At 62.9% G+C, this 20,396-nt stretch carries 18 protein-coding genes; 15 read left to right on the top strand and 3 right to left on the bottom strand.

Going from position 1 to position 20,396, the window contains the following annotated elements:
• Nucleotides 1-191 precede the first annotated feature (191 nt).
• From NHU87_RS25210 to pdxH, 3 genes are all read left to right on the top strand, one after another.
• Nucleotides 192-1,337 (top strand): serine hydrolase domain-containing protein, encoded by a 1,146-nt coding sequence (locus tag NHU87_RS25210; protein WP_253553370.1) that lies wholly within the window; start codon nt 192-194, stop codon nt 1,335-1,337.
• Between the two features lie 112 nt (nt 1,338-1,449).
• Nucleotides 1,450-2,535: an OmpA family protein gene (locus NHU87_RS25205; RefSeq protein ID WP_253553367.1), complete on the top strand. Its 1,086-nt coding sequence runs from the start codon at nt 1,450-1,452 to the stop codon at nt 2,533-2,535.
• A 24-nt stretch (nt 2,536-2,559) separates the two neighbouring features.
• Nucleotides 2,560-3,207: a pyridoxamine 5'-phosphate oxidase gene (gene pdxH / locus NHU87_RS25200; RefSeq protein WP_217856680.1), complete on the top strand. Its 648-nt coding sequence runs from the start codon at nt 2,560-2,562 to the stop codon at nt 3,205-3,207.
• A gap of 196 nt (nt 3,208-3,403) precedes the next feature.
• Here the strand turns inward: pdxH and NHU87_RS25195 are convergent, their stop codons facing one another.
• The gene (locus NHU87_RS25195; protein WP_253553364.1) at nt 3,404-3,607 is read right to left on the bottom strand and encodes a hypothetical protein; all 204 of its coding nucleotides are present in this window, start codon (nt 3,605-3,607) and stop codon (nt 3,404-3,406) included.
• 169 nt (nt 3,608-3,776) lie between these two features.
• Between NHU87_RS25195 and NHU87_RS25190 the strand changes: the two genes are divergently transcribed.
• Nucleotides 3,777-4,241 (top strand): glycine zipper 2TM domain-containing protein, encoded by a 465-nt coding sequence (locus NHU87_RS25190; protein WP_123719780.1) that lies wholly within the window; start codon nt 3,777-3,779, stop codon nt 4,239-4,241.
• 69 nt (nt 4,242-4,310) lie between these two features.
• Here NHU87_RS25190 and NHU87_RS25185 read toward each other — a convergent pair whose 3' ends face one another.
• A complete protein-coding gene (locus NHU87_RS25185) occupies nt 4,311-5,453 on the bottom strand; it encodes a fatty acid desaturase family protein (RefSeq protein ID WP_253553361.1) in 1,143 nt (380 codons plus the stop codon).
• A 26-nt stretch (nt 5,454-5,479) separates the two neighbouring features.
• A complete protein-coding gene (locus NHU87_RS25180; protein WP_253553358.1) occupies nt 5,480-6,949 on the bottom strand; it encodes an amidase in 1,470 nt (489 codons plus the stop codon).
• A 349-nt stretch (nt 6,950-7,298) separates the two neighbouring features.
• Between NHU87_RS25180 and NHU87_RS25175 the strand changes: the two genes are divergently transcribed.
• The 11 genes from NHU87_RS25175 (at nt 7,299) to NHU87_RS25125 (ending at nt 20,320) form a co-directional block, all read left to right on the top strand.
• The gene (locus tag NHU87_RS25175) at nt 7,299-9,146 is read left to right on the top strand and encodes a fatty acyl-AMP ligase (RefSeq protein WP_301271564.1); all 1,848 of its coding nucleotides are present in this window, start codon (nt 7,299-7,301) and stop codon (nt 9,144-9,146) included.
• Nucleotides 9,143-10,012, top strand: a complete 870-nt coding sequence (locus tag NHU87_RS25170) for a LuxR C-terminal-related transcriptional regulator (protein WP_253553352.1) — start codon at nt 9,143-9,145, stop codon at nt 10,010-10,012. Before NHU87_RS25175 ends, NHU87_RS25170 begins: the two co-directional genes overlap by 4 nt.
• Before the next feature lie 351 nt (nt 10,013-10,363).
• A complete protein-coding gene (locus tag NHU87_RS25165; protein WP_253553349.1) occupies nt 10,364-10,630 on the top strand; it encodes an acyl carrier protein in 267 nt (88 codons plus the stop codon).
• 3 nt (nt 10,631-10,633) lie between these two features.
• Nucleotides 10,634-13,246, top strand: a complete 2,613-nt coding sequence (locus NHU87_RS25160; RefSeq protein ID WP_253553347.1) for an aminotransferase class III-fold pyridoxal phosphate-dependent enzyme — start codon at nt 10,634-10,636, stop codon at nt 13,244-13,246.
• A 28-nt stretch (nt 13,247-13,274) separates the two neighbouring features.
• The gene (locus NHU87_RS25155) at nt 13,275-14,411 is read left to right on the top strand and encodes an acyl-CoA dehydrogenase family protein (RefSeq protein ID WP_253553345.1); all 1,137 of its coding nucleotides are present in this window, start codon (nt 13,275-13,277) and stop codon (nt 14,409-14,411) included.
• Nucleotides 14,412-14,472: 61 nt separating this feature from the next.
• Nucleotides 14,473-15,777, top strand: a complete 1,305-nt coding sequence (locus tag NHU87_RS25150; RefSeq protein ID WP_253553343.1) for a fatty acid desaturase — start codon at nt 14,473-14,475, stop codon at nt 15,775-15,777.
• Entirely contained in the window at nt 15,774-16,805 is a 1,032-nt protein-coding gene (locus NHU87_RS25145; RefSeq protein WP_253553341.1) for a ferredoxin--NADP reductase, read from the top strand. Before NHU87_RS25150 ends, NHU87_RS25145 begins: the two co-directional genes overlap by 4 nt.
• Nucleotides 16,806-16,831: 26 nt before the next feature.
• Nucleotides 16,832-17,788 (top strand): fatty acid desaturase family protein, encoded by a 957-nt coding sequence (locus NHU87_RS25140; protein WP_253553339.1) that lies wholly within the window; start codon nt 16,832-16,834, stop codon nt 17,786-17,788.
• 48 nt (nt 17,789-17,836) lie between these two features.
• Complete coding sequence (locus NHU87_RS25135) at nt 17,837-18,334, top strand: HIT family protein (RefSeq protein WP_253553335.1); 498 nt, start codon at nt 17,837-17,839, stop codon at nt 18,332-18,334.
• Between the two features lie 97 nt (nt 18,335-18,431).
• A complete protein-coding gene (locus NHU87_RS25130) occupies nt 18,432-19,946 on the top strand; it encodes a flavin-containing monooxygenase (RefSeq protein ID WP_253553331.1) in 1,515 nt (504 codons plus the stop codon).
• On the top strand, nt 19,943-20,320 hold the full coding sequence (locus NHU87_RS25125) for a hypothetical protein (protein ID WP_253553329.1): 378 nt from the start codon (nt 19,943-19,945) through the stop codon (nt 20,318-20,320). The genes NHU87_RS25130 and NHU87_RS25125 overlap by 4 nt, the downstream gene beginning before the upstream one ends.
• The last annotated feature ends 76 nt before the right edge of the window (nt 20,321-20,396 follow it).

Raw genomic sequence — 20,396 nt, 5'->3', positions numbered from 1 at the left:
ACAGATTGGTTCGTGAGCGACATAAATCCTGTAGGAGCGAGGCTTGCCCGCGAAGGCGTCGGTACAGGCACCATAAGTATTCAATCATTTCCATGACCGGGCGACCGCCCGGCCCGACCCTGTTCCCAAAACCCTCAAGGGCTGGAACAATGCGGGCCACATTGTAGAGCGTTTATCCGGGAGAGTTGTGGGTGCAGATTCAGGGTCATTACGAGCTTAAGTTCGAAGCGGTGCGCGAAGCTTTTGCGGCGCTGTTCGACGATCCTCAGGAGCGTGGCGCGGCGTTGTGCATCCGCATTGGCGGGGAAACCGTTCTCGACCTTTGGGGCGGTACCGCCGACAAGGACGGCACCGAAGCCTGGCACAGCGACACCATTGCCAACCTGTTTTCCTGCACCAAGACCTTCACCGCCGTGACCGCGCTGCAACTGGTGGCCGAAGGCAAGCTGCAACTGGATGCCCCGGTCGCTCGCTACTGGCCCGAGTTCGCTGCCGCCGGCAAAGAATCCGTGACCCTGCGCCACTTGCTCTGCCATCAGGCCGGCCTGCCGGCACTGCGCGAGCTGCTGGCCCCTGAAGCACTTTACGACTGGCAGACCATGGTCGATGCTCTGGCTGCCGAAGCGCCCTGGTGGACGCCGGGTGAAGGTCACGGTTATGCGGCCATCACCTATGGCTGGCTGGTCGGTGAGTTGCTGCGTCGCGCCGACGGTCGTGGGCCGGGCGAGTCCATCGTGGCACGGGTCGCGAAGCCTTTGGGGCTGGACTTCCACGTTGGCCTCGCCGAAAAGGAGTTCCACCGCGTGGCGCACATTGCCCGTGGCAAGGGCAACCTTGGCGATGCCGCGGCCCAACGCTTGCTGCAAGTGACCATGCGCGAGCCGACCGCCATGAGCACCCGAGCCTTCACCAACCCACCGTCTATAATGACAAGCACAAACAAACCGGAATGGCGGCGCATGCAGCAGCCCGCCGCCAATGGCCATGGCAATGCGCGCAGCCTGGCCGGGTTTTACGCCGGGTTGCTCGACGGCAGCCTGCTGGAAAGCGAAATGCTCGATGAGCTGACCCGCGAACACAGCGTCGGTGAAGACAAGACTTTACTGACCCGGACCCGCTTCGGCCTGGGTTGTATGCTCGATCAACCGGACGTACCCAACGCCACCTACGGCCTCGGCCCACGGGCGTTCGGTCATCCGGGCGCCGGCGGTTCCATCGGTTTTGCTGACCCGGAATACGATGTGGCCTTCGGCTTTGTGACAAATACCTTGGGGCCGTACGTCTTGATGGATCCACGAGCGCAAAAGCTTGTGCGAGTACTGGCCACTTGTCTGTAAATCACGCTTAAGGGGGCCAGGGCCGGAACCCGAAAGCCTTTGTGGTTTCAAAGCGCTGTTTATCCGGGCTAACCCGGTCTGATTTTTCATTACTTCATTTTGTGGATATCCAATGTCATCCAATAAAACTCTCGCCCTGGCCCTGTGCTTCGCCATCACCGGTTGCGCACAAACCCCACAAAATGACGCAGACGGTGGCAGCTGGTGGCCATTCGGTTCTTCCGACAAGGTTGCGACCAAAGAGCCAGCCCCGGCCCCGGCTCCGCTGAAACCTGCAGCGACCACTCCGGTAGCCAAGGCCGAGAGCTCCAGCCCTTGGTACTGGCCGTTTGGCTCAGACGAAGTTCTCGACAAAAAAACAGAAGTAAAACCAGAAGCCAAACCGGCTGCTGTGGCCAAGGTTGAGACCGACGCTGGTGGCAAGTGGTACTGGCCGTTCGGCGGCAAAGAGCAGAGCACCGCCAAAGCCGTGCCAATGCCCGACCCGAAAGTCACCCAAGCCTGGCTCGATGACTACGAACCGCGCCTGCGTGAAGCGATCAAGGACAGCAACCTGAAACTTGAGCGTCGCGAAAACGTGCTGGTCGTCACGGCACCGGTAGAAGGCTCGTTCAACCCTGACCGTCCGTCCATGCTGCTGCCGGTAACACTCGGCCCGTTCACCCGTGTCGCGAAAATCCTCGAAGTCGATCCAAAGACTGCCGTGCTGGTACTCGGTCACAGTGATACGTCGGGCGCCGCACCGGCCAACGTGAAGCTGAGCCAGGAGCGCGCCCAAGCGGTGGCGGCGATCTTCCGTCTCAGCGGTCTGCAGCGTGATCGCCTGATGCTGCGCGGCATGGGTGGCGAGGCGCCGCGTGCCGCCAACGACAGTTCTGAAGGTCGTGCCTTGAACCGTCGCGTCGAGCTGTTGGTGACGCCGGCAAACACCATGGTCGCGTTGCTGAGCAAGTACAACATGCCGGCGCCTGCACCGGTGAAAACAATGATCGCTGCGCAAGACATCAAACCCGTGGCCAAGCCTGTGACCCCGGCGCCTGCTGCGAAGAAAGCGGCTGTGCCGGCGACGAAAAAGGCACCGGCCAAGAAAGCAGCCGCCAAGGCTCCAGCCAAAAAAGCAGTGGTGAAAAAGACCGCGCCCGCCAAAGCCGCTGTCGACACCAAGAAAGTCGCTGTCGCCGATGACACAAAGAAGTGATTCGTTAACCAAAAGGAATGCGCCATGACCCGGCCCTTGGCAGATATGCGTCGCGACTACACCCGAGATGGCTTGACCGAGGCGCAAGCCCCGGCCGAGCCGTTCGCGCTGTTCCATCAGTGGTTTGCCGATGCGGTGAAAACCGAGCAGGTGCCGGTGGAGGCGAATGCCATGACGCTGGCCACCGTCGATCAGGACGGTCGGCCACATTGCCGTATTCTGCTGCTCAAGGGCCTGGACGAGCAGGGCTTCACCTTCTTCACCAACTATGAAAGCGACAAGGGTCAGCAACTGGCAGCCAATCCATTTGCGGCCATGACGTTTTTCTGGCCAGCCCTGGAGCGCCAGGTGCGCATCGAAGGACGGGTGGTGAAGGTCACGCCTGAAGAGTCCGACGCTTATTATCAGGTCCGTCCTCTGGGCAGCCGTCTCGGCGCCTGGGCCTCGCCCCAGAGCCGCGTGATCGCCGATCGCGGAGAACTGGAAGCGCTGCTCAAGAACACCGAGCAACGTTTCAGCGATACCCAGCCTCACTGCCCTGAACACTGGGGCGGTTATCGCTTGCTACCCGAGCGCATCGAATTCTGGCAGGGCCGTCCGAGCCGTCTGCACGATCGCCTCAACTACCGCTTGCAGGGCGCCGACTGGGTTCGTGAACGCCTCGCACCGTAAATAGCCTAGTGAGTGAACCGCTTTTTGTAAGAGCCAGGCTTGCCGTAATGCCTGTCAGTTAAGGCGGAATCTGTAGGAGCGAGGCTTGCCCGCGAAGAACGATGACGCGTAATACCTGAAAAAACCGCGGTGCATTCTTCGCGGGCAAGCCTCGCTCCTACAGAAATTTCGCTTAACTGACCGGCAAGCCTGGCTCCTACGTGTTAGGGATATCCTGCCGCTTGATCTTCTGTGTTTGAGCGTTCGCCAGTTGCTGAAGCATAAAGGCTCTTTTCTGTTCGTCTTTACCCGCCAGTGACAACGCCAGATCGCGGTCCATCCAGCGTTTGATCCGCACGTACAACCACCAATGGAAGTACAAGCCGGCGACGGTCGTGACGACAATGATGAAGTAATCCATGAAAATCCTTGGGTCAGCGGCGCAGATTTTGTAATTTGACGCTACTGTGTGCTGAGTTTGAAAAAGCGCCTGTATCGGGCCTGAATGAAACCAATTTTATCCGGGCAATGCCGTGACAGGCGTCAAGCTGCGGAGTTTAATGAATACCTGTCCTATGGAGTTTGATGCTATGCGCAAGTCTGTTCTGCTGGTTGCTTCCTTTTCCACGATGGCGATGTTGCTCACCGGCTGCCAATCGAGCCTGACCGGTGACTCCTACTCCCGTGACGAAGCGCGTCGTGTGCAGACGATTCGCATGGGTACCATCGAAGCCCTGCGTCCGGTGAAAATCGAAGGCACCAAAACCCCGATCGGCAGCGCCGCCGGTGCAGTCGTGGGTGGTGTCGGCGGTAGCGCCATCGGCGGCGGTCGCGGCAGCATCGTCGCAGCGGTCATCGGCGCCGTCGCCGGCGGCCTGGTGGGTTCGGCTGCCGAAGAAGGCCTGACCCGTACTCAAGGTGTGGAAATCACCGTGCGCGAAGACGATGGCAGCATGCGCGCCTACGTACAACAGGTTCAGGAAAACGAAGTGTTCCGTGTAGGTGAGCGTGTGCGGATTGCTACGGTTGATGGCACCAGCCGCGTTACGCACTAAGCGGAATATGGGTAAAAGAAAACCCCGATCAGATGAGCTGGTCGGGGCTTTTTTTTGCGGGTCTTTTCTTCAGCGTTGCGCCTGCTGGTGAAACTCCCCGAACGAGACCATGCGCTGGCGCGTCGGGTCCCACAGCTTGAGCCGCAGGCAGCGATAGATATCCCGTGGATGTAGCGAAGTGGTGATCGGCGCCTGCAACGCCGGGATCGCCGCCATGGCCTCCGGCAATCGGTAGAAGGGGATGCCCGAGTTGGCGTGATGCACATGGTGGTAGCCGATATTGGCGGTGAACCAGGCCATGATCGGGCCGGTGCGCATGTAACTGGAGGAAAAAACTGCGGTGGCGGCGTAGTCCCAGTCGGCGCGCTCGGGGTAACGCACCCCGGGGAAATTGTGCTGGCAGTAGAACATATAGGCTCCCAGCGCCGAGCCGGACAGGCTGGGAATCAGCACCGAGTACAGCAGGATGTCCGGCGCCAGTAGCGCCAGGGCGACGGCGCTCGCCAGGTTCAGCGCCAGAGCCAGCAGCGACCAGAGCCGATGTCGCGGCTGGGTGATCAGCGAAACCATGCAGATGCTGAAAATAAAGATGCTGAATGATGCCAGCAGAATCATCAGCGGATGCCTGGCGACGCGATAGCGAAAGCGTTTGAGGCGTCCGGCTTGGGCATATTCCTCAGTGGACAGCAGGGGAAAGGTCCCCAGGTCGGTGTGGGTGGAAAGCAGCGGGAGGCGGTTTTTCTCTGCTCCGACGTACTGGCAGCTGTGGCCGTGGTGATAGTCATGGGACTGCTTCCACAGGGTCGGCGGGGCCATCAGCAGCAAGCCGAAGGTCTTGAAGAACAGTTCGGCAAAACGCGATCCCTTGAGTATCGCGCCATGCATATAGTCGTGATACAGCACAAACATGCGCACCAGGGACAGCCCCAGCAGCACGCTGCAGGTCAGGCGCAGCGGCCACCACAAGGGCGTGGCCGCCGCCGCGCCGAACAGCCCGATCACCAGCAGTGTCGAGTAGAAATGCCACCAGCTCAGGCGACGGTTCTCCACGGTGAATGGCAGGGTCTGGCGAATCAGTTCCTTGCCATAACGCGCCAGTTTCTCGCGGCTCAGGTTATCGGTGGGCCAAGGCACGGCATCCGGTAAAGGTTGTTTCGTGCCTTGGGTGCTTTGGCGATAAGCGGTGACGGTCGAGGTGTCCAGTGCGCGCATCTTCGGTGCTCTCCTTAGCCTTGGTCTCAGGCGATAACCGCTTCAAGGGAACGGTGCTGCCTGAGCAGCTCCGGGCGCCGGTCCTTCCAGGGGCGGGCCTGTTCCAGCTGGCCGGCCAGGCGAAACAGCAGGGCTTCCTCGCCAAAGGCGGCGCTGAGCATCAGGCCGATCGGCAGTCCCGCGGCATTCCAGTGCAGTGGCAGGGAGATCGCCGGCTGCCCCGAGGCGTTGTGGATGGCGGTGAAAGGGCTGTAGTCGATCAGCGGGCCGTAGGTGTTTTCCAGGTCGCTGGAGTGGATATCCACCACCCCGTTGCGCAACGGCGGTCGGGCCAGGGTCGGGGTCAGCCAGCAATCGTAACGCTGGTGGAAGCGCGCCATTTCCCGGCCGACCTGCTGCAACACCAGCTCGGACATCTGGTACTCCACCGCACTCACGCCGAGGCCGCGCTGGTGCACCGCCCGGGTCAGGTTTTCCAGCTCGCCGGGCCGCGGGCCGCGCCCCAGTTGCAGGCTCATCAGCTCCACGGCGAAGGCAATACCGGAGAACCACAGGGCGCTGAAGGCCTCGGCGAAGCTTTGCAGGTCCAGCTGCGGCGCGGCCTCTTCCACATGATGACCGAGGGATTCGAGCAGGCGCGCGGTGCTTTCCACCGCCGCGATGCAGTCGGGGTGCAGCGGCCGTCCGGCCGGATCGGTGTTGGAGAAGGCGATACGCAAGCGCCCCGGTTCGCGGCTGACCTGGTCGAGAAAGCGCCCCTGCATCGGTGGGGCGCGGTAGGGATCGCCAGGCACTACGCCGTGGGTGGCATCCAGCAGGGCAGCGCTGTCACGCACGCTGCGGGTCAGTACGTGTTCGTCCAGCAGGCCGCTGAGCAGCTCGCCGAAATCCGGGGCCAAGGAGTTACGCGCCCGGGTTGGCTTGAGGCCGACCACGCCGCAGCAGGAGGCGGGTATGCGGATCGAGCCGCCACCGTCGTTGCCATGGGCTGCCGGGACCATGCCAGTGGCCACCGCCGCGGCCGCGCCACCGCTGGAGCCGCCGGTGGAATATTCCAGGTTCCACGGGTTGCGCGCCGGGCCGTAGAAGGCGCCTTCGGTGGTGGGCAGAATCCCGAACTCCGGGGCATTGCTCTTGCCGACGAATAGCAGCCCGGCCTGGCGAAAGCGGCTTACCAGTTCGCAGTCCTGGGGCATGATCCGCCCCTGCAGCATGCGCGAGGACAGGGTCGAAGGCAGACCCTGGCAATCGCCGAGGATGTCCTTGAGCAGAAAGGGCACGCCGTGCAGCGGCCCTGTCGGCGTCGCCTTGTCCTGTTCGGCGGCCATCGCCCGGGCCATGTCGTAGGCCTTGTAGACCACGGCGTTGACCGTCGGGTTGAAGGCTTCGATGCGGTGTATGGCTTCCTCCAGCAGTTCGGAGGGGCGTACTTCCTTTCTTCTGACCAGATCGGCCAGGCCTACAGCATCGAATGTTGCGTATTCGCTGAAAGACATTCAGTTCTCCCTGTGTTGCGCACTCTAGTGGGGGCGGAACACTCCCGTTCCGGCCGGCATTTGCATTACATGGCTGGTTGCACAAGCCCGCCTTGCGCAGGCTCGGTTAGCTGCTTCATATCCTTGGAAAAGAAGGCGACGACGGCGAGCGTGGTGGCAACAAGCCGAGCATGCAGCGAACCCTGGGACGAATATGCGCCGGAGGCGAAAATTGCGGGTATACGCCGTTCGGAGTATTAACTTCGACGGCGTGCTCCCAGAGGATGATCAAGCGCAAGGGATGCGCAAGGCCGTAGAGTTCGGGTCTTGCGGGAGATGGCTAAATACTGCTGCCGGGACATAAATAATAATGACTACGAACGACCACGATAGCGACGTTCCGTATGTGAATTTTTCGGAATGTCTGCAGCGTCACGCACTTAGGATCCCGGACCGATTGGCCTATCGTTTTTTGCAGAATGGGCGAAACGAAGAAGTCCTGATCACCTTCGCTGAACTGGACTGCGCCGCGCGGGCGGCCGCTGCCCGGCTCCAGCTGCATTGCCAGGCTGGAGATCGGGTGTTGATCCTGCTCAAGCCGGGCCTGGACTATGTGATCGCCTTCATGGGCTGTCTGTATGCCGGGATGGTGGCGGTGCCGGCCTATCCGCCGGGGGCCACCAAGACCCTGGATCGGCTGGACGGCATCATCGACGACTGCCAGCCGACGGCGGCGCTGGCCAGTGGCGAGGATGTCCCGACCATTCAGGCCCGGCTCGGCCAGGCCCACAGCCCGCGGGTGCTGGATATGGCGACCCTGGATCCGGCCCTGGCCGGCCAGTGGCGCGCGGCCCGGGTGACGCGAGAGGATATCGCTTTTTTGCAATACACCTCAGGCTCCACCGGTGTACCCAAGGGTGTGGCGGTGACTCACGGCAACCTGATTCACAACTCACGCAGCATCAGCCGCGGCTTCCTGATCCACAAGGATAGCCATATGGTCAGTTGGTTACCGCCGTATCACGACATGGGGCTGATCGGCGGCATCCTGCAATCGCTGTTCGTCGGCTTTGGCTCGACTCTGCTGGCACCGATTCACTTTCTGCAACGGCCACTGCGCTGGTTGCAGGCCATCAGCACCTACCGTGGCACCGTCAGCGGCGGGCCGAATTTCGCCTATGAACTGTGCCTGCGCAAGATCAAGGACGAAGAGCTGGCCGGCCTCGACCTGAGCAGTTGGGAGGTGGCGTTCAACGGCGCCGAGCATGTGCGGGCGCAGACCATTACCGCCTTCCATGAGCGTTTCGCCCGCGCCGGTTTTGCCAGCACGTCGGCCTTTCCCTGCTACGGGCTGGCCGAAGGCACGCTGTTGGTCTGCGTCGGCGGGACAAAACGCGAACCGGTAATTCGTCAGTTCCATGCCGGGTTGCTGGAGGACAATGTGGCCCGTTTGCACGATGGGCAAGTCAGCGACGGCGACGATCGATTGCGCCTGCGCACGCTGGTCAGCAGCGGTCGCGGTATTGCGGGGCAGGGCCCGTTTATCTGCGATCCGCATACCGAGCAGCCACTGGAGGACGGACGGGTCGGCGAGATCTGCATCGTCGGCGACAGCATCGCCAGCGGTTATTGGCAGCGCCCGGAGAGCACCGCCGCGGCCTTTCGCCCGGCAGCGCCAACGCTAGGCTGGCCCCTGTACTTTCGCACCGGCGACCTGGGCTTTCTGCTCGACGGCGAGCTGTTCGTCACCGGACGGCTCAAGGACCTGATCATCGTCAACGGGGTCAATCACCATCCCGGGGATATCGAGAACACTGTGCTGGGCTCCCACGACAGCTTTCGCCCGGACGGCAGTGCGGCCTTCAGCATCGAGGCGGGCGATGGCGAGCAGGTGGTCATCGCCCAGGAAATCGAACGGCGTTCCTTGCGCAGCCTGGATGTGACGCAGCTGTTCAGCGAGCTGAAAGCGCGGCTGTGGCAGCAGCACCAATTGGCGCGGCCGGTGCTGCTGCTGGTGTTTGGCGGCTCGTTGCCGCGCACCTCCAGCGGCAAGATCAAGCGCCAGGAATGCCGCAGACAGTTCGAACCCTGGCTGGCGGCATTGGACGGTATGGCGCCGGCCGAAGCCCATCCCCTGGACAAGTCGGTGGTCGCCGTGGAGAGCAACGGCCGGGTGCTGCGTGACCTCACCCTCGACAGTCAGGTCATGGAAGTATGACTAACCTATCGATCGGCCCGGTGCGTGCGCCCAAACCCGCAGCGCTGCTGTTCGCCCAGCCGGCCTTCTGCGAGCCGCGGCTGGAATTGGCCAACCGTGCGCGATCGGTGCTGTCGCTGCCGCCCACTGACAGCCAGCAGCGGCTGCAACTGACCAGCGTGCTCAACTCCATCACCTCCGCGGGGACCATCGTCGCGCTCAAGCAGCAGACCCAACTGGCCCTGCCGCAGATTCTGCCGTGCGAGAGCTTTGTGTTCGCCAGCGGCCGGATCCGCGCGCACCGGGTGTTCATTTCGCACCTGATCCATTCAGACAGCGGCTGCGATGACCTGATCAAGGCCGTGGTCGGTCACGACGGCATGATTCCACCGCTAGGCATCGACCCCATCGAGCATTGCGGGAGCCCCAAGTTCACCACCCTGGAAAGCCTGGGCAGTCAGGAGGACCAGGTATGGGCGAAGATATTTCGCGAACATGGGGTGCGTAATCTGGGCTGGACGCTGCTGCCCGGATTGCACCGCAACACCTTTACCGGCTACTTTTTTCACAACATCTCGGCCACTGTGGCCCATGAAAGCAAAATGCGCATGATGGTTTTCGCCCCGTACCTGCACATCGCCCTGAACCGGGCGCTGGGCAGCAAGCTGTTGCGCCACACCCCGGGGCCGAACCACGAATTGTTCTCCATCCTGTCCAGCCGCGAAGCGGAGATTTCGCGCTGGGTCGCCCGAGGCAAGACCAACTGGGAGATTGGCCAGATCCTCGGCATCAGCGACAAGACCGTGAAAACTCATCTGCAGAATATCTTCTTCAAACTCCAGGCTTCGAGCCGTGCGCAGATCGCGGCGCTGTTCTGCGACGAGTGAGCGCCGCCTGCTTTTCTTTTATCCCGTAGCCACAAGACAGTGCTGACGCCCTAAGGCAACGTGTGCCTCCCTTCCGGAGAGCGAGCGTGCTCGCGAGCGTCAGCGCAACTGTCGCCAAAACGCTGCTTCGGCCACGGCCTCCCATTCACCGCTACTCCTTACGGAGTATTGAGATGAACCCCCATGACGCCGAGCATCGGCGGTGTAGCAAACGGCCTGCTGCGGCGGGTTATCCACTCTTAAACGCGTTTGCATCAAGACGCCTGTCCAAGCGCTCATCACGCGATTTCACCGCGTGGTGTCGCGGGTCAACGGCCATGCAAAGGAAGCGAAACACGCTGGGAGGCGACTGTGCACATTGACGAAATAACCTTTGCCGTGACCGAAACCCTGGCCAGCCTGCTGGAGGTCGATTTCGGCTCCCTGGATATCGAGCGCTCGTTCCATGAGATGGGCGTCGACTCGGTGCTGATCGTCGGCCTGTCCGCCGAGTTCGAAGACCGGTTCGGCATTTCCCTTGATCCCGAACTGGCCTATCTGCACGACACCGTGAGCAAGGTCAGCCAGCACCTGTACGGCGTCATCAATCAGGGCGCGCTCGGCGCGCTGGGGAGGTAAGTCATGGCGGACTCGTTGCTCAATATCACCCGTCAGGAACTGCTGGAATTCGTCGGTCTCAACGAGACGGTGGTTCGCGCTCAAGGCACCCGTATCGAAACGGCCAGCGGCCAGACCCTGATCGACTTCGTCGGCCAGTTCGGCGCAGTGCCTTTTGGCTATGGCGCGACGCCGATCAGCGAGGCGATCCACAACTTTCTGGCCAGCGGCCAACCGTCGCTGGTGCAGCCGCTGATCAACCCCGGCGTCGAACAACTGGCACGGCGTCTGATCGATCTGGCGCCGGGTGTGCACTCCAAGGTCACGTTCACCACCAGCGGCGCGGAAACCGTCGAAGCGGCGATCAAGCTGTGCCGCGCCGCGACCCAGCGCGAGCTGGTGATTGGTACCCTGACTGGCTTTCACGGCAAGACCCAGGGCGCGGTCGGGGTCACCGGCAAGGCCACATACCGCGAGCCGTTCCAGATTCGCACCGACGGTTTCAGCCATGTGCCCTATGGCGACCTGGAGGCTCTCGAAGCGCTCTTGCAGACCCGCCGCGCCGCGGCCTTTTTTGTCGAGGCGGTGCAGGGCGAGGCGGGCATGATCACCCCGCCGCAAGGCTATCTGCTGGCAGCGCAGAACCTCTGCCGCCAGTACGGCACGCTATTCGTCCTTGATGAAATCCAGACCGGGCTGGGCCGCACCGGCGAACTGTTCGCCGCCACCGCCCATGGTCTGTCGCCGGACGTGGTACTACTCGCCAAGGCTCTGGGTGGCGGGATCGCGGCCATCGGCGCGTGCATCTACGGCGAACAGTGCTGGAGCCGTGATTTCGATCGGCACCACAGCTCGACCTTCGCCATGAATGGCTTCAGCGCCGCCATTGGTCTGGCCGTGCTCGACCAGCTCACGGCCAATGACGGGGCGCTGCTCAAGCATGCGGCGCAGCAGGGCGCCTATCTGTACGCCGGGCTTGCGCGTTTGGTGGAGGCCTATCCCGAGGTATTCCACAGCCTCGACGGCCGCGGCCTGATGCTTGGCCTGAAGTTTCGCCGCTGGAGCGGCGAACGCCTCTACACTCTGTCCCTGGCCAGCGCCTTCGGCGCCCTGGTGCCGATCGTCTGCGGCTACCTGAAAAGCCGTCACGGCGTGTACTGCCTGCCGACTCTTACCGAGGGCAACGTGCTGCGGATCCAGCCGCCGTTGTGCATCGAGCGCGCCGATGTCGACGTGCTGCTCGAAGGCCTCAAGGCGATGGCCGAGCTGGTGGTGCATAACCAGCAGCACCGGCTGATCCTCCAAGCCCACGGTTATGCCGGACCACGGGGGGCCTTGAGCACCTGGGTCGCGCCCGGCAAACCGCGCAGCAGCGGACGCTGCCTGGGGCGCTTCGCCTTCCTGTTGCACCCGACCACCGCCGAAAGCGTCAACGGCGACAGTGTGGTGGACGGCCTCGGGCTGTCGGTGGCGGAAAAAACCTTTATGCAGGGCTGGCTCGACGATTTCTCCGAATGGGCCAAGCCCGACCTCGACGCCGGCGTGTCCTACCACGCCCGCAGCATCTACAACGATGCCGGCGACTATGTCGAAGGCTGGCTGGTCGGTAGCCTGCTGCAACCGCGCGACCTTATGCGCCTGAGCCTGGGCAAACGGCGCAAGCTGCTGGGCAACTACCTGGACAGCGTTGCCGGGCTGGAAGTGGATTTCGTTGGGCTGGGGGCCTACACCTCGGTGATTTCCAACGCGGGTCTCGATGTGCTCAACGAGCGCTTTCACACCACCACCGGCAACAGCTTGACGGCCATGGTTGGCGTCGATGCGCTGCTGACCACCTGCGCCAACCGTGGCGTGCCGCTGGCCAAGCGCCTGACCGGAGTGATCGGTGCCTACGGTTCGGTAGGACGTCTGGCCAGCCTGCGCCTGGGACGCTTCTGCGAGCATCTGGTGTTGCTCGGCAACGCGGCCAACCGTGGCGCCATGGATGAGTTGCGGCTGGTGGGCGGTGAGTTGTACCGCGATGCCTTATTGCAGATCCAGGGCGGCCACAGCACGGGCATCGCCAAGACCCTGGTGCTGCTCCTGCCGAGCCTTGCCAGTGTCGAGCAACTGCTGGACCGCGATCTTGGCGACGATCAGCAACTGCGCGAACTGTTCGACCGCGTCGATACCTTGGCTCAGGACAAGCCACAGGTGCAACCGCCGCTGGTGATCACCGCGGACCTCGCGAGCTGGTTGCCGCGCCTGGAAGCCGTGCTTTCGGCCACCTCTAACGGTTCGGCTTTCATCGACCCGCTGGCCCTGCACCACAACGCGATCATCTGCGACTGTGCCCAGCCGCCGGATATCGGCCACGCCACGCTGGCGTTGCGCCCGGATGTCACGGTGATCGAAGGCGGACTGATCCATCTGCCTGATCGCAGCCAACGCTTCGGCCAGCAGAACCTCACCGGTCTGCCCAGCGGCGTGACCTTCAGCTGCCTGGCGGAAACCATGGTCCTGACCATGGCTGGCCTACAGCGCGACTACAGCATCGGTAAGCGTGCGCCATTGGCGGATGCCGAAGCGATCTTCGATCTGGCCCTCGCCTACGGTTTCGCTCCGGCGGTGGAGCAACTGATCGAGAAAGCCGGTTAACCCTAATCACGAGAAAGGAGTCCACATCATGTCGATGCACAACGCCCGCAACGCTACCGAGAAGTACCTGCCGGGCCTGCTCGCCACCCTTCAGGATCGCGGTCTGATGGCCCTGGAGCAGGCCGAACCGGCTGACCTGTGCGCGCTGTTTCGCGACTACCGCGCCGCCGGCCTGATCATCCCCGAAACCTACGGCGGCCTCGGCGCTTCGCCGCAGGAAACCGTGGAGATCCTAAGGGCCATCGGTTCGCTGTGCCCGTCTCTGGCGGTGATGATGACGATGCACCACCACACCATCGCCACCATCGTGCAGCTGGGCGGGTTGATTCCGGCGGCGGAAGAACTGCTGTGGGGCATCACCCAGAACCAACTGCTGATCGCCTCGGCCTTTGCCGAAGGCAAGCCCGGCTCCGAGATCTTCAACGCCAGCGTCAAGGCGCGGCCGGTGGACGGCGGCTTTATCCTCGACGGCAGCAAGAAGCCCTGCACCATGAGCCACCATATGGATGTAATCGTGGTCGGTGTCGCCTGTGAACAGGCCAACGGCAGCGTCAGCCAGGGGTTTGCCGTGGTCTTCGCCGATGGCAGCGACGTCACCCGTGAACCCTTCTGGAAGGCCACGGTATTGCGTGCCGCCGACAGCAATGCGCTGGTGTTCAACGGCGTGTTCGTCCCCAGCGAGCGCATGCTCCTGGCCGATGGCGCAGACAGTGAAGAGGTGGCCGCCACCGCCATGGAAACCTCGCTCAATGGTTTGAGCTGGTTCCAGCTGATGGTCGGCGGCAGTTACTTGGGCGTGGCCTCGGCGCTGGTCGACAAGCTGCTGCAAAAACCCTTCGCCGACCCGGCGCAACTGGCCCGGTTGTGCATTGAACTGGAGGGCGTCAATCAAGCGCTGTTGGGCACCGCCGGCGAGTTGCAGGCGCAACGGGAAGCACCGATGAACACCTACAACAAGGCGCTGTGCACACGGTTCCTGGTGCAGGCGGCGATAGAGCGCTCGACCAACCTCAGCGTCGAGCTGTTGGGTGGCATGGCCTTTATCGCCTCCGACGAAGTGGCCTATCTGCTGGCGGCGTCCCGGGCGATCTGCTTCCACCCAATCTCCCGTACTGCCGCCACGCCGCTGTTGGCGCAGTTCCTGCGCGAGTCATACAGCGCCTGACTTGCCTGATACCGCTGGGCACCACTTCCGGCCGCGGCAACATGCCTAATGGAGTAGAAGCATGAGTAGCGATTTTCTTTATCCGCCACGACCGGCCAATGTCGGTCGCGGGTTTCACTGCCTGGCCGTTCCGCTGTTCAGTCTGCTGCTGGTGTTCAACACCGCGGCCATCGCCTTGATTCTGGCCCTGTCGTGTACCTTGCAGGCCGGGCGCTGGCTGTTGGCGCGACTGCCGGGGATGACGGCGCTGGGTGGCTGGCTGGTGGCGAGCTATCACCGACTGTTGCAGCCGCTGGCCAACAGGCTGCTAAAGGATCCCCGGGACGAGCCGATCCTGGCCGCCGCCATCAGCCTGGGCCTGACCGCCGGGCCGGTGTTTATCGCCCAACTGTGGCTCAAGGAAATTTCCTGGCCGCTGGTGCTGTCGTTCTATGCCTGCGTCTACGGACCGAATATTCGCGGGTTTGTCCGCTCCTTCAGCGCCATGCATCAGGAAGGTCATGTGCCTGGCGGCATCTTCAAGCGTTCGAGCCTGCTCGATCGATGGGTCGGCAACTCCTTCCTGTATATGTTTTTCGCCATCCCCATGGGGCTGATTCCCCACGCGGCGGCGCACCTGCAACAGCATCATCGGGAGAACGCCGGGCCGCTGGATGTCTACGCCACGGCGCGCTACGACCATGCCAGTGCCTGGGATTTCGCGGTGTATATGGTGCGTGAGGTGATGTACCAGCAGTTCATGGTTTCGCCCTGGCTCTACTTCAAGAGCAAGCACAAGCGCAGCCAGGCCCGGGCCATGGTGCTGGGCAATCTGGTGCATCTTGCGCTGCTCGTCGCGCTGGCGCTCTACAGCCTGCCGATCGCCGTGCTCTACATGCTGGTGCCCTGGTGCGCGAGCAACTTCATGATGGGGGTCATCCATTGGAGCCAGCACGCGTTCTACGGCGGCCAGGAAGACCCGAAGGACTGGATGTACAACACCGTCACTCTGCTGGAAAAACCGGTGAATATCCTCAACGAGGGTTATCACGCCTGCCACCATCACTGGGCGGTCGGGCACTGGTCCGAAAGCCCCGAACTGTTCGAGCGCCTCAAGCCGGAACTGGCGGCCGCGGGGTCCATGGTGTTTCGCGACCTCAGCGTGTTCGACTTGTTCGTGCTGCTGATGCTGCGCCGCTTCGACACCCTGGCGCACAAGCTGGACTGGTGGGAGCCGTTGAGCCACGCGCAGAAGGTCCAACTGCTGCGGCGGCGAGTGCTGCCGGCGCCCATCGCGGCCCATGAAGATGCGCATCGGCAGCGTCTCGCCAAGCCGCGCCAAGCCCACCAACCACAACCGGCGCGTAGCGTCCTGGGCCAGCCATGAACAGACCCCTGACCTTGAAAGTCGCCGCTATCGAACGGGAAACCGACGACGCGGTGACTATCCATCTCAAGCAGCCGATGCTGCGCAAAGTCCGCTACAGCGCCGGCCAGTACCTGACCCTGGAGGTTGATATCGACGGCGCCAAGGGCTGCCGGGCCTATTCCATCAGCAGCACGCCGGGACTGGACAAGACCCTGTCGATCACCGTCAAGCGGGTGGCCGGCGGCAAGGTTTCCAATCGCCTGGTGCAGGAGTTGAGCGCCGGCGATGCAGTGCAGACCCTCGGTACCCATGGCCGCTTCACCTTCGCCCCGCAACCGGGCAGGGGCCGGCACCTGGTGCTGCTGGCGGCGGGCAGCGGGATCACGCCGATATTTTCCATCCTCAAATCGGCCCTGCACTTCGAGCCGGACTCGCGGGTATCGCTGATCTATGGCAACCGCAATCAGGATTCGGTGATTTTCCGCGACAAGCTCGATGAGCTGCAGCGCACCTTCGGCGAGCGCTTGCAACTGATTCATGTGCTGTCGCGGCCGGACACACCGGGGGCCTATGAAGGGCGCCTGACCCGTGAGCGGGTGATGTCGATTCTCGGTTCATTGTCTGGCAGCCAGAACCGCGAGTACTACAGCTGTGGTCCCAGCGGCATGATGGACGAGGTCACCGCCGCCCTGGAGGCTCTGGGCATCGCCCCGGAAACCGTGCATCAGGAACGCTTCACCCCGGCCAAGGCGCCGGCGCTCGCCGGCAATACGCCAAAGCGTGTGGAGCTGCTGATGCAGGGCCAGGCCTTCAACTTCACCGTGGCCCCGGGCCAGACCCTGCTCGACGCCGCCCTGGCCAGCGGGGTGCAACCGCCATTCTCCTGCCGCAGCGGCTTCTGCACCGCTTGCGTTTGCACCCGCCTGACCGGCGAGGTGCGTATGCGCGAGGACCATGGACTGTCGGCGGACGAACTCAGCCGGGGCCAGGCACTGTTGTGCGTGGGTTATCCCATGACGGACGACGTGTGCCTGCAAGTCGATTAGCGATACAGACAGAGGAAGGTCAATTCATGAGTCATTCAACCACTCACGCCGCTGACGATGAACTGCGGCTGGCCAAGCGCTCCGAACTGCGCGTCGACCGCGAGTGCCAGGCCCAGTTGCAGGCACTGATGCAGCCGCAGCCGCTGAAGTTCGCGCTCTGGTCGCTGCTGCATGTGCTGGTCTGGTGTGCGGCGGCGCTGTATATCCTGCTCGGCGACAAACCCTGGGGTCATGCGCTGGCAGTGCTGGTGCTGGGCAACCAGTTGCATGCCTTTACCGTGCTGCAACACGACTGCGGGCATGCCAGCGGTTTTCGTTCGGCGGTGCTGAACCTGTGGGTCGGGCGCTTCATGGCCTGGTTTATCGTATTCCCGTTTTCTTCCTTCACCGAGTGCCACAAATATCATCACCGCTATCTGGGCGATCCGCAGAAAGACCCCGACGATTGGAACTACACCGGCGGGGTGAAGTGGATGTTCCTGCGCATCGCCGTGTTCGTGCCGCGCTTCATCTACTTTTCCCTGGTGCGCTATGGCAAGGCGGTGCGCAACCGGGTACTGCGCGAGCTGGCGTTCAACCTGCTGTCGATGGCAGCGATCGGTGTCTGGTGCTACAGCGAGGGGCTGCTATTGCAGTTCGTGCTGACGTTCATTGCGCCGCTGCTGGTGCTGGCGCTGGTGATCAACCCGATCTCCCGGGGTTACGAACACTTTCCCATGGCGATCCTGGAGGTCGACGATCCACAGCGTCTGGACCTGGCGAAAAATACGGTGACCGTCACCGACCGACTGATCGGCCTGTTGTGGGCCAATATCAACTACCACGTCGAACATCACGTCTACCCCAGTGTGCCTTTCGTCAATCTGCCCCGGCTGGCGGCATTGCTGACCAACAAGCCTTACCTGCGTGATCGCTGGTTGCTGGCGCGGATGTTCGCGCGTCGTCCAGTAACAACTTGCGCCGAACCTCGGCGGGCGACGTGAGCTACATTTACTGCGCCCGACGGCCCGTCACCTACCGAGGATTCACGGATGACCTGTATTTTCTGCCAGATCGCAGCCGACGCCTTGCCCAGCGCCCTTGTCTATCGCGACGAGTACTGCACGGCGTTTATGGATGTACACCCGCTGGGGCAGGGCCATGTGCTGCTGATCCCGCAGGCCCATGTGGAAAAGCTCGAGCAGTTGCCCACGTCGATCCGACAGCACCTGTACCAAGTGTTCGACACCTTGCTGGCGGCCCAGCGCCGCGCCGGTTTCGGGGTGGAGGGCACACACCTGATCGTCAACGACGGCAAGGCCACCAACCAGCACATTCCCCACGCCCATTTGCATCTGGTGCCACGGCGGCGGGGCGACGCGCTGGGCTTCGGGATGCGCATGTTCATGCATTTCACCGGCGTGTTCGGCCGCCGTACCCCTCTGGAAACCCTGCGTCGCCAGGCATTGCTGATCGCCGCCGAACTCGACCCGCAAACGCTGGACAGGCTCGCCCAGCGAGTTGCCGGGCAGCACTCCGAGGTGGTCTAGCCGCCAGGGCCGGCGATTCACAGAAGTTTAAAATAAACAGCCGCGCATGCGCCGCGAACGGTCGCGCCCGGCGTTTTTGCCGTCAGGAGTCAGGAACATGAGTGCGCTACTTCAGGAGCAGGCCGATCCGGCGCGGGTCTATCGGGTATTGATCATCGGCGCCGGGTTCTCCGGCATCGGCATGGCGATCAACCTGCGCCAGCGCGGCGAGCAGAACTTCGTGATCCTCGAACAGGAGGCTGGCGTGGGCGGCACCTGGTGGGTCAATCAGTACCCCGGTTGCGCCTGCGATATCCCATCGCACCTGTATTCGTTTTCCTTCGAGCCCAACCCTGACTGGTCGCGGCGTTTTTCGCCGCAGCCGGAGATTCGCGACTACCTCAACCATTGCGCGCGCAAGTACCAGGTACTTGAGCACTGCTGCTTCAACAGCGCCGTCACCGGCCTGCGCTGGCTGGAAGAGCGCGCCCTGTGGCAGGTGACGGACGCCCATGGCGAGGTGCGTCATGCCCAGGTGGTGGTGGCCGGCACCGGAGCCCTGTCGACCCCGGATTATCCCCGGCTGCCGGGACTCGAGCGCTTCCAGGGGCGGGTTTTTCATTCCCAGCGCTGGGACCATGACTACGCCTTGGCCGGCAAGCGGGTCGGGGTCATCGGCACTGGTGCCTCGGCGATCCAGTTCGTGCCGCAGATCCAGCCACGGGTGGCCAGTCTCGCAGTATTCCAGCGCACGCCGCCGTGGATCATCCCCAAGCCCGACCGGGCATTCTCCTCCCGCGCCCAGCGCTTGTTGCGGCGTTTTCCCGCCGTGCAGCGGCTGTTACGCGGGCTGATCTACACCGCCCACGAAACCCGGGTGTTCGGTTTCGTGTTCAACCCGCGGCTGATGACCCTGCACAAATGGCTGGCGCTCAATCTACTGCGGCGCCAGGTCAAGGACCCGGAGCTGCGTCGGCGTCTGACCCCGGACTACGCCATCGGCTGCAAGCGCATCCTGCTGTCCAACGACTACTTTGTGGCCCTGGCCCAGGCCAACACCCGGCTGGTCACCAGCGGCATTCGCGAGGTCACCGCCGAGGGCGTGATCACCGTCGATGGTCAGCATCATTTGCTGGATGCACTGATCTTCGGTACAGGCTTCAAGGCGCGCACGCCGTTCCCGCCGGGAATGATCCACGGTCGCGGTGGCGCGGATATAGTCGATACCTGGCAGCAGGGCAGCGAAGCCTACAAGGGCACCACGGTCAGCGGCTTTCCCAACCTGTTTTTGCTGATGGGCCCCAATACCGGACTGGGCCATAACTCCATCGTCTACATGATCGAATCGCAGATCGCCTACATCCTCGGCGCGCTGCGGACTCTGCATCGTCCGGGGGTAACCAGCCTCGACGTCGAGCCCCAGGCCCAAGCGCGGTTCAACCAGCGCCTGAGCCATAAACTGCGTGGCGCGGTCTGGAGCGTCGGCCACTGCAAGAGCTGGTACATGGACCCCCAAAGCGGGCGCAACGTCGCTCTCTGGCCGGGGTTCAGCTGGCAGTTCCGCCAGCAGACCCGGCATTTCGATGTCGAGGCCTATCGCCTGACCTCGCAACCACAAGGAGTGAAGCCATGAGTCATCCGGGCAAGAGCGTATTTCTGTTTGGCCTGTACATGTTGCTGCTGGGGGCCGCGCTGGTGCTGGTACCCAATCTGCTGCTGCCGTTGTTCGGATTTGCCCTGACCGATGAGGTGTGGATCCGGGTCATGGGTCAGCTGGCGCTGTACCTGGGGTTTTATTACGTCTGGGCCGGCTACACCGAGCAGCGCGAATTCATGGTCCTGACCGTGGCGATCCGCCTGTCGGTGCCAGTGTTTTTCGTCGCCTTCGTCGCGGCCGGGTTGGTGCCGCCGGTGCTGTTGCTGCTGGCCCTGCCGGACCTGTGCAGCGCCCTGTGGACCTGGCGCGCGCTGAAAGCGCCGGGCGCTGCCCTAATGCCAGTCAGTTAAGCGAGTAAGCCGCTTTTCTGTAGGAGCCAGGCTTGCCGGCGAAGGCGTCCTTAAGAACGCCTTCGCCGGCGCGCCT

The sequence above is a fragment of the Pseudomonas mandelii genome (genome assembly GCF_024138395.1).
Classification (GTDB): Bacteria; Pseudomonadota; Gammaproteobacteria; order Pseudomonadales; family Pseudomonadaceae; genus Aquipseudomonas; species Aquipseudomonas mandelii_E.
The sequence above is the reverse complement of the archived record's forward strand: the minus strand, read 5'-3'. Positions and strand labels throughout refer to the sequence as shown.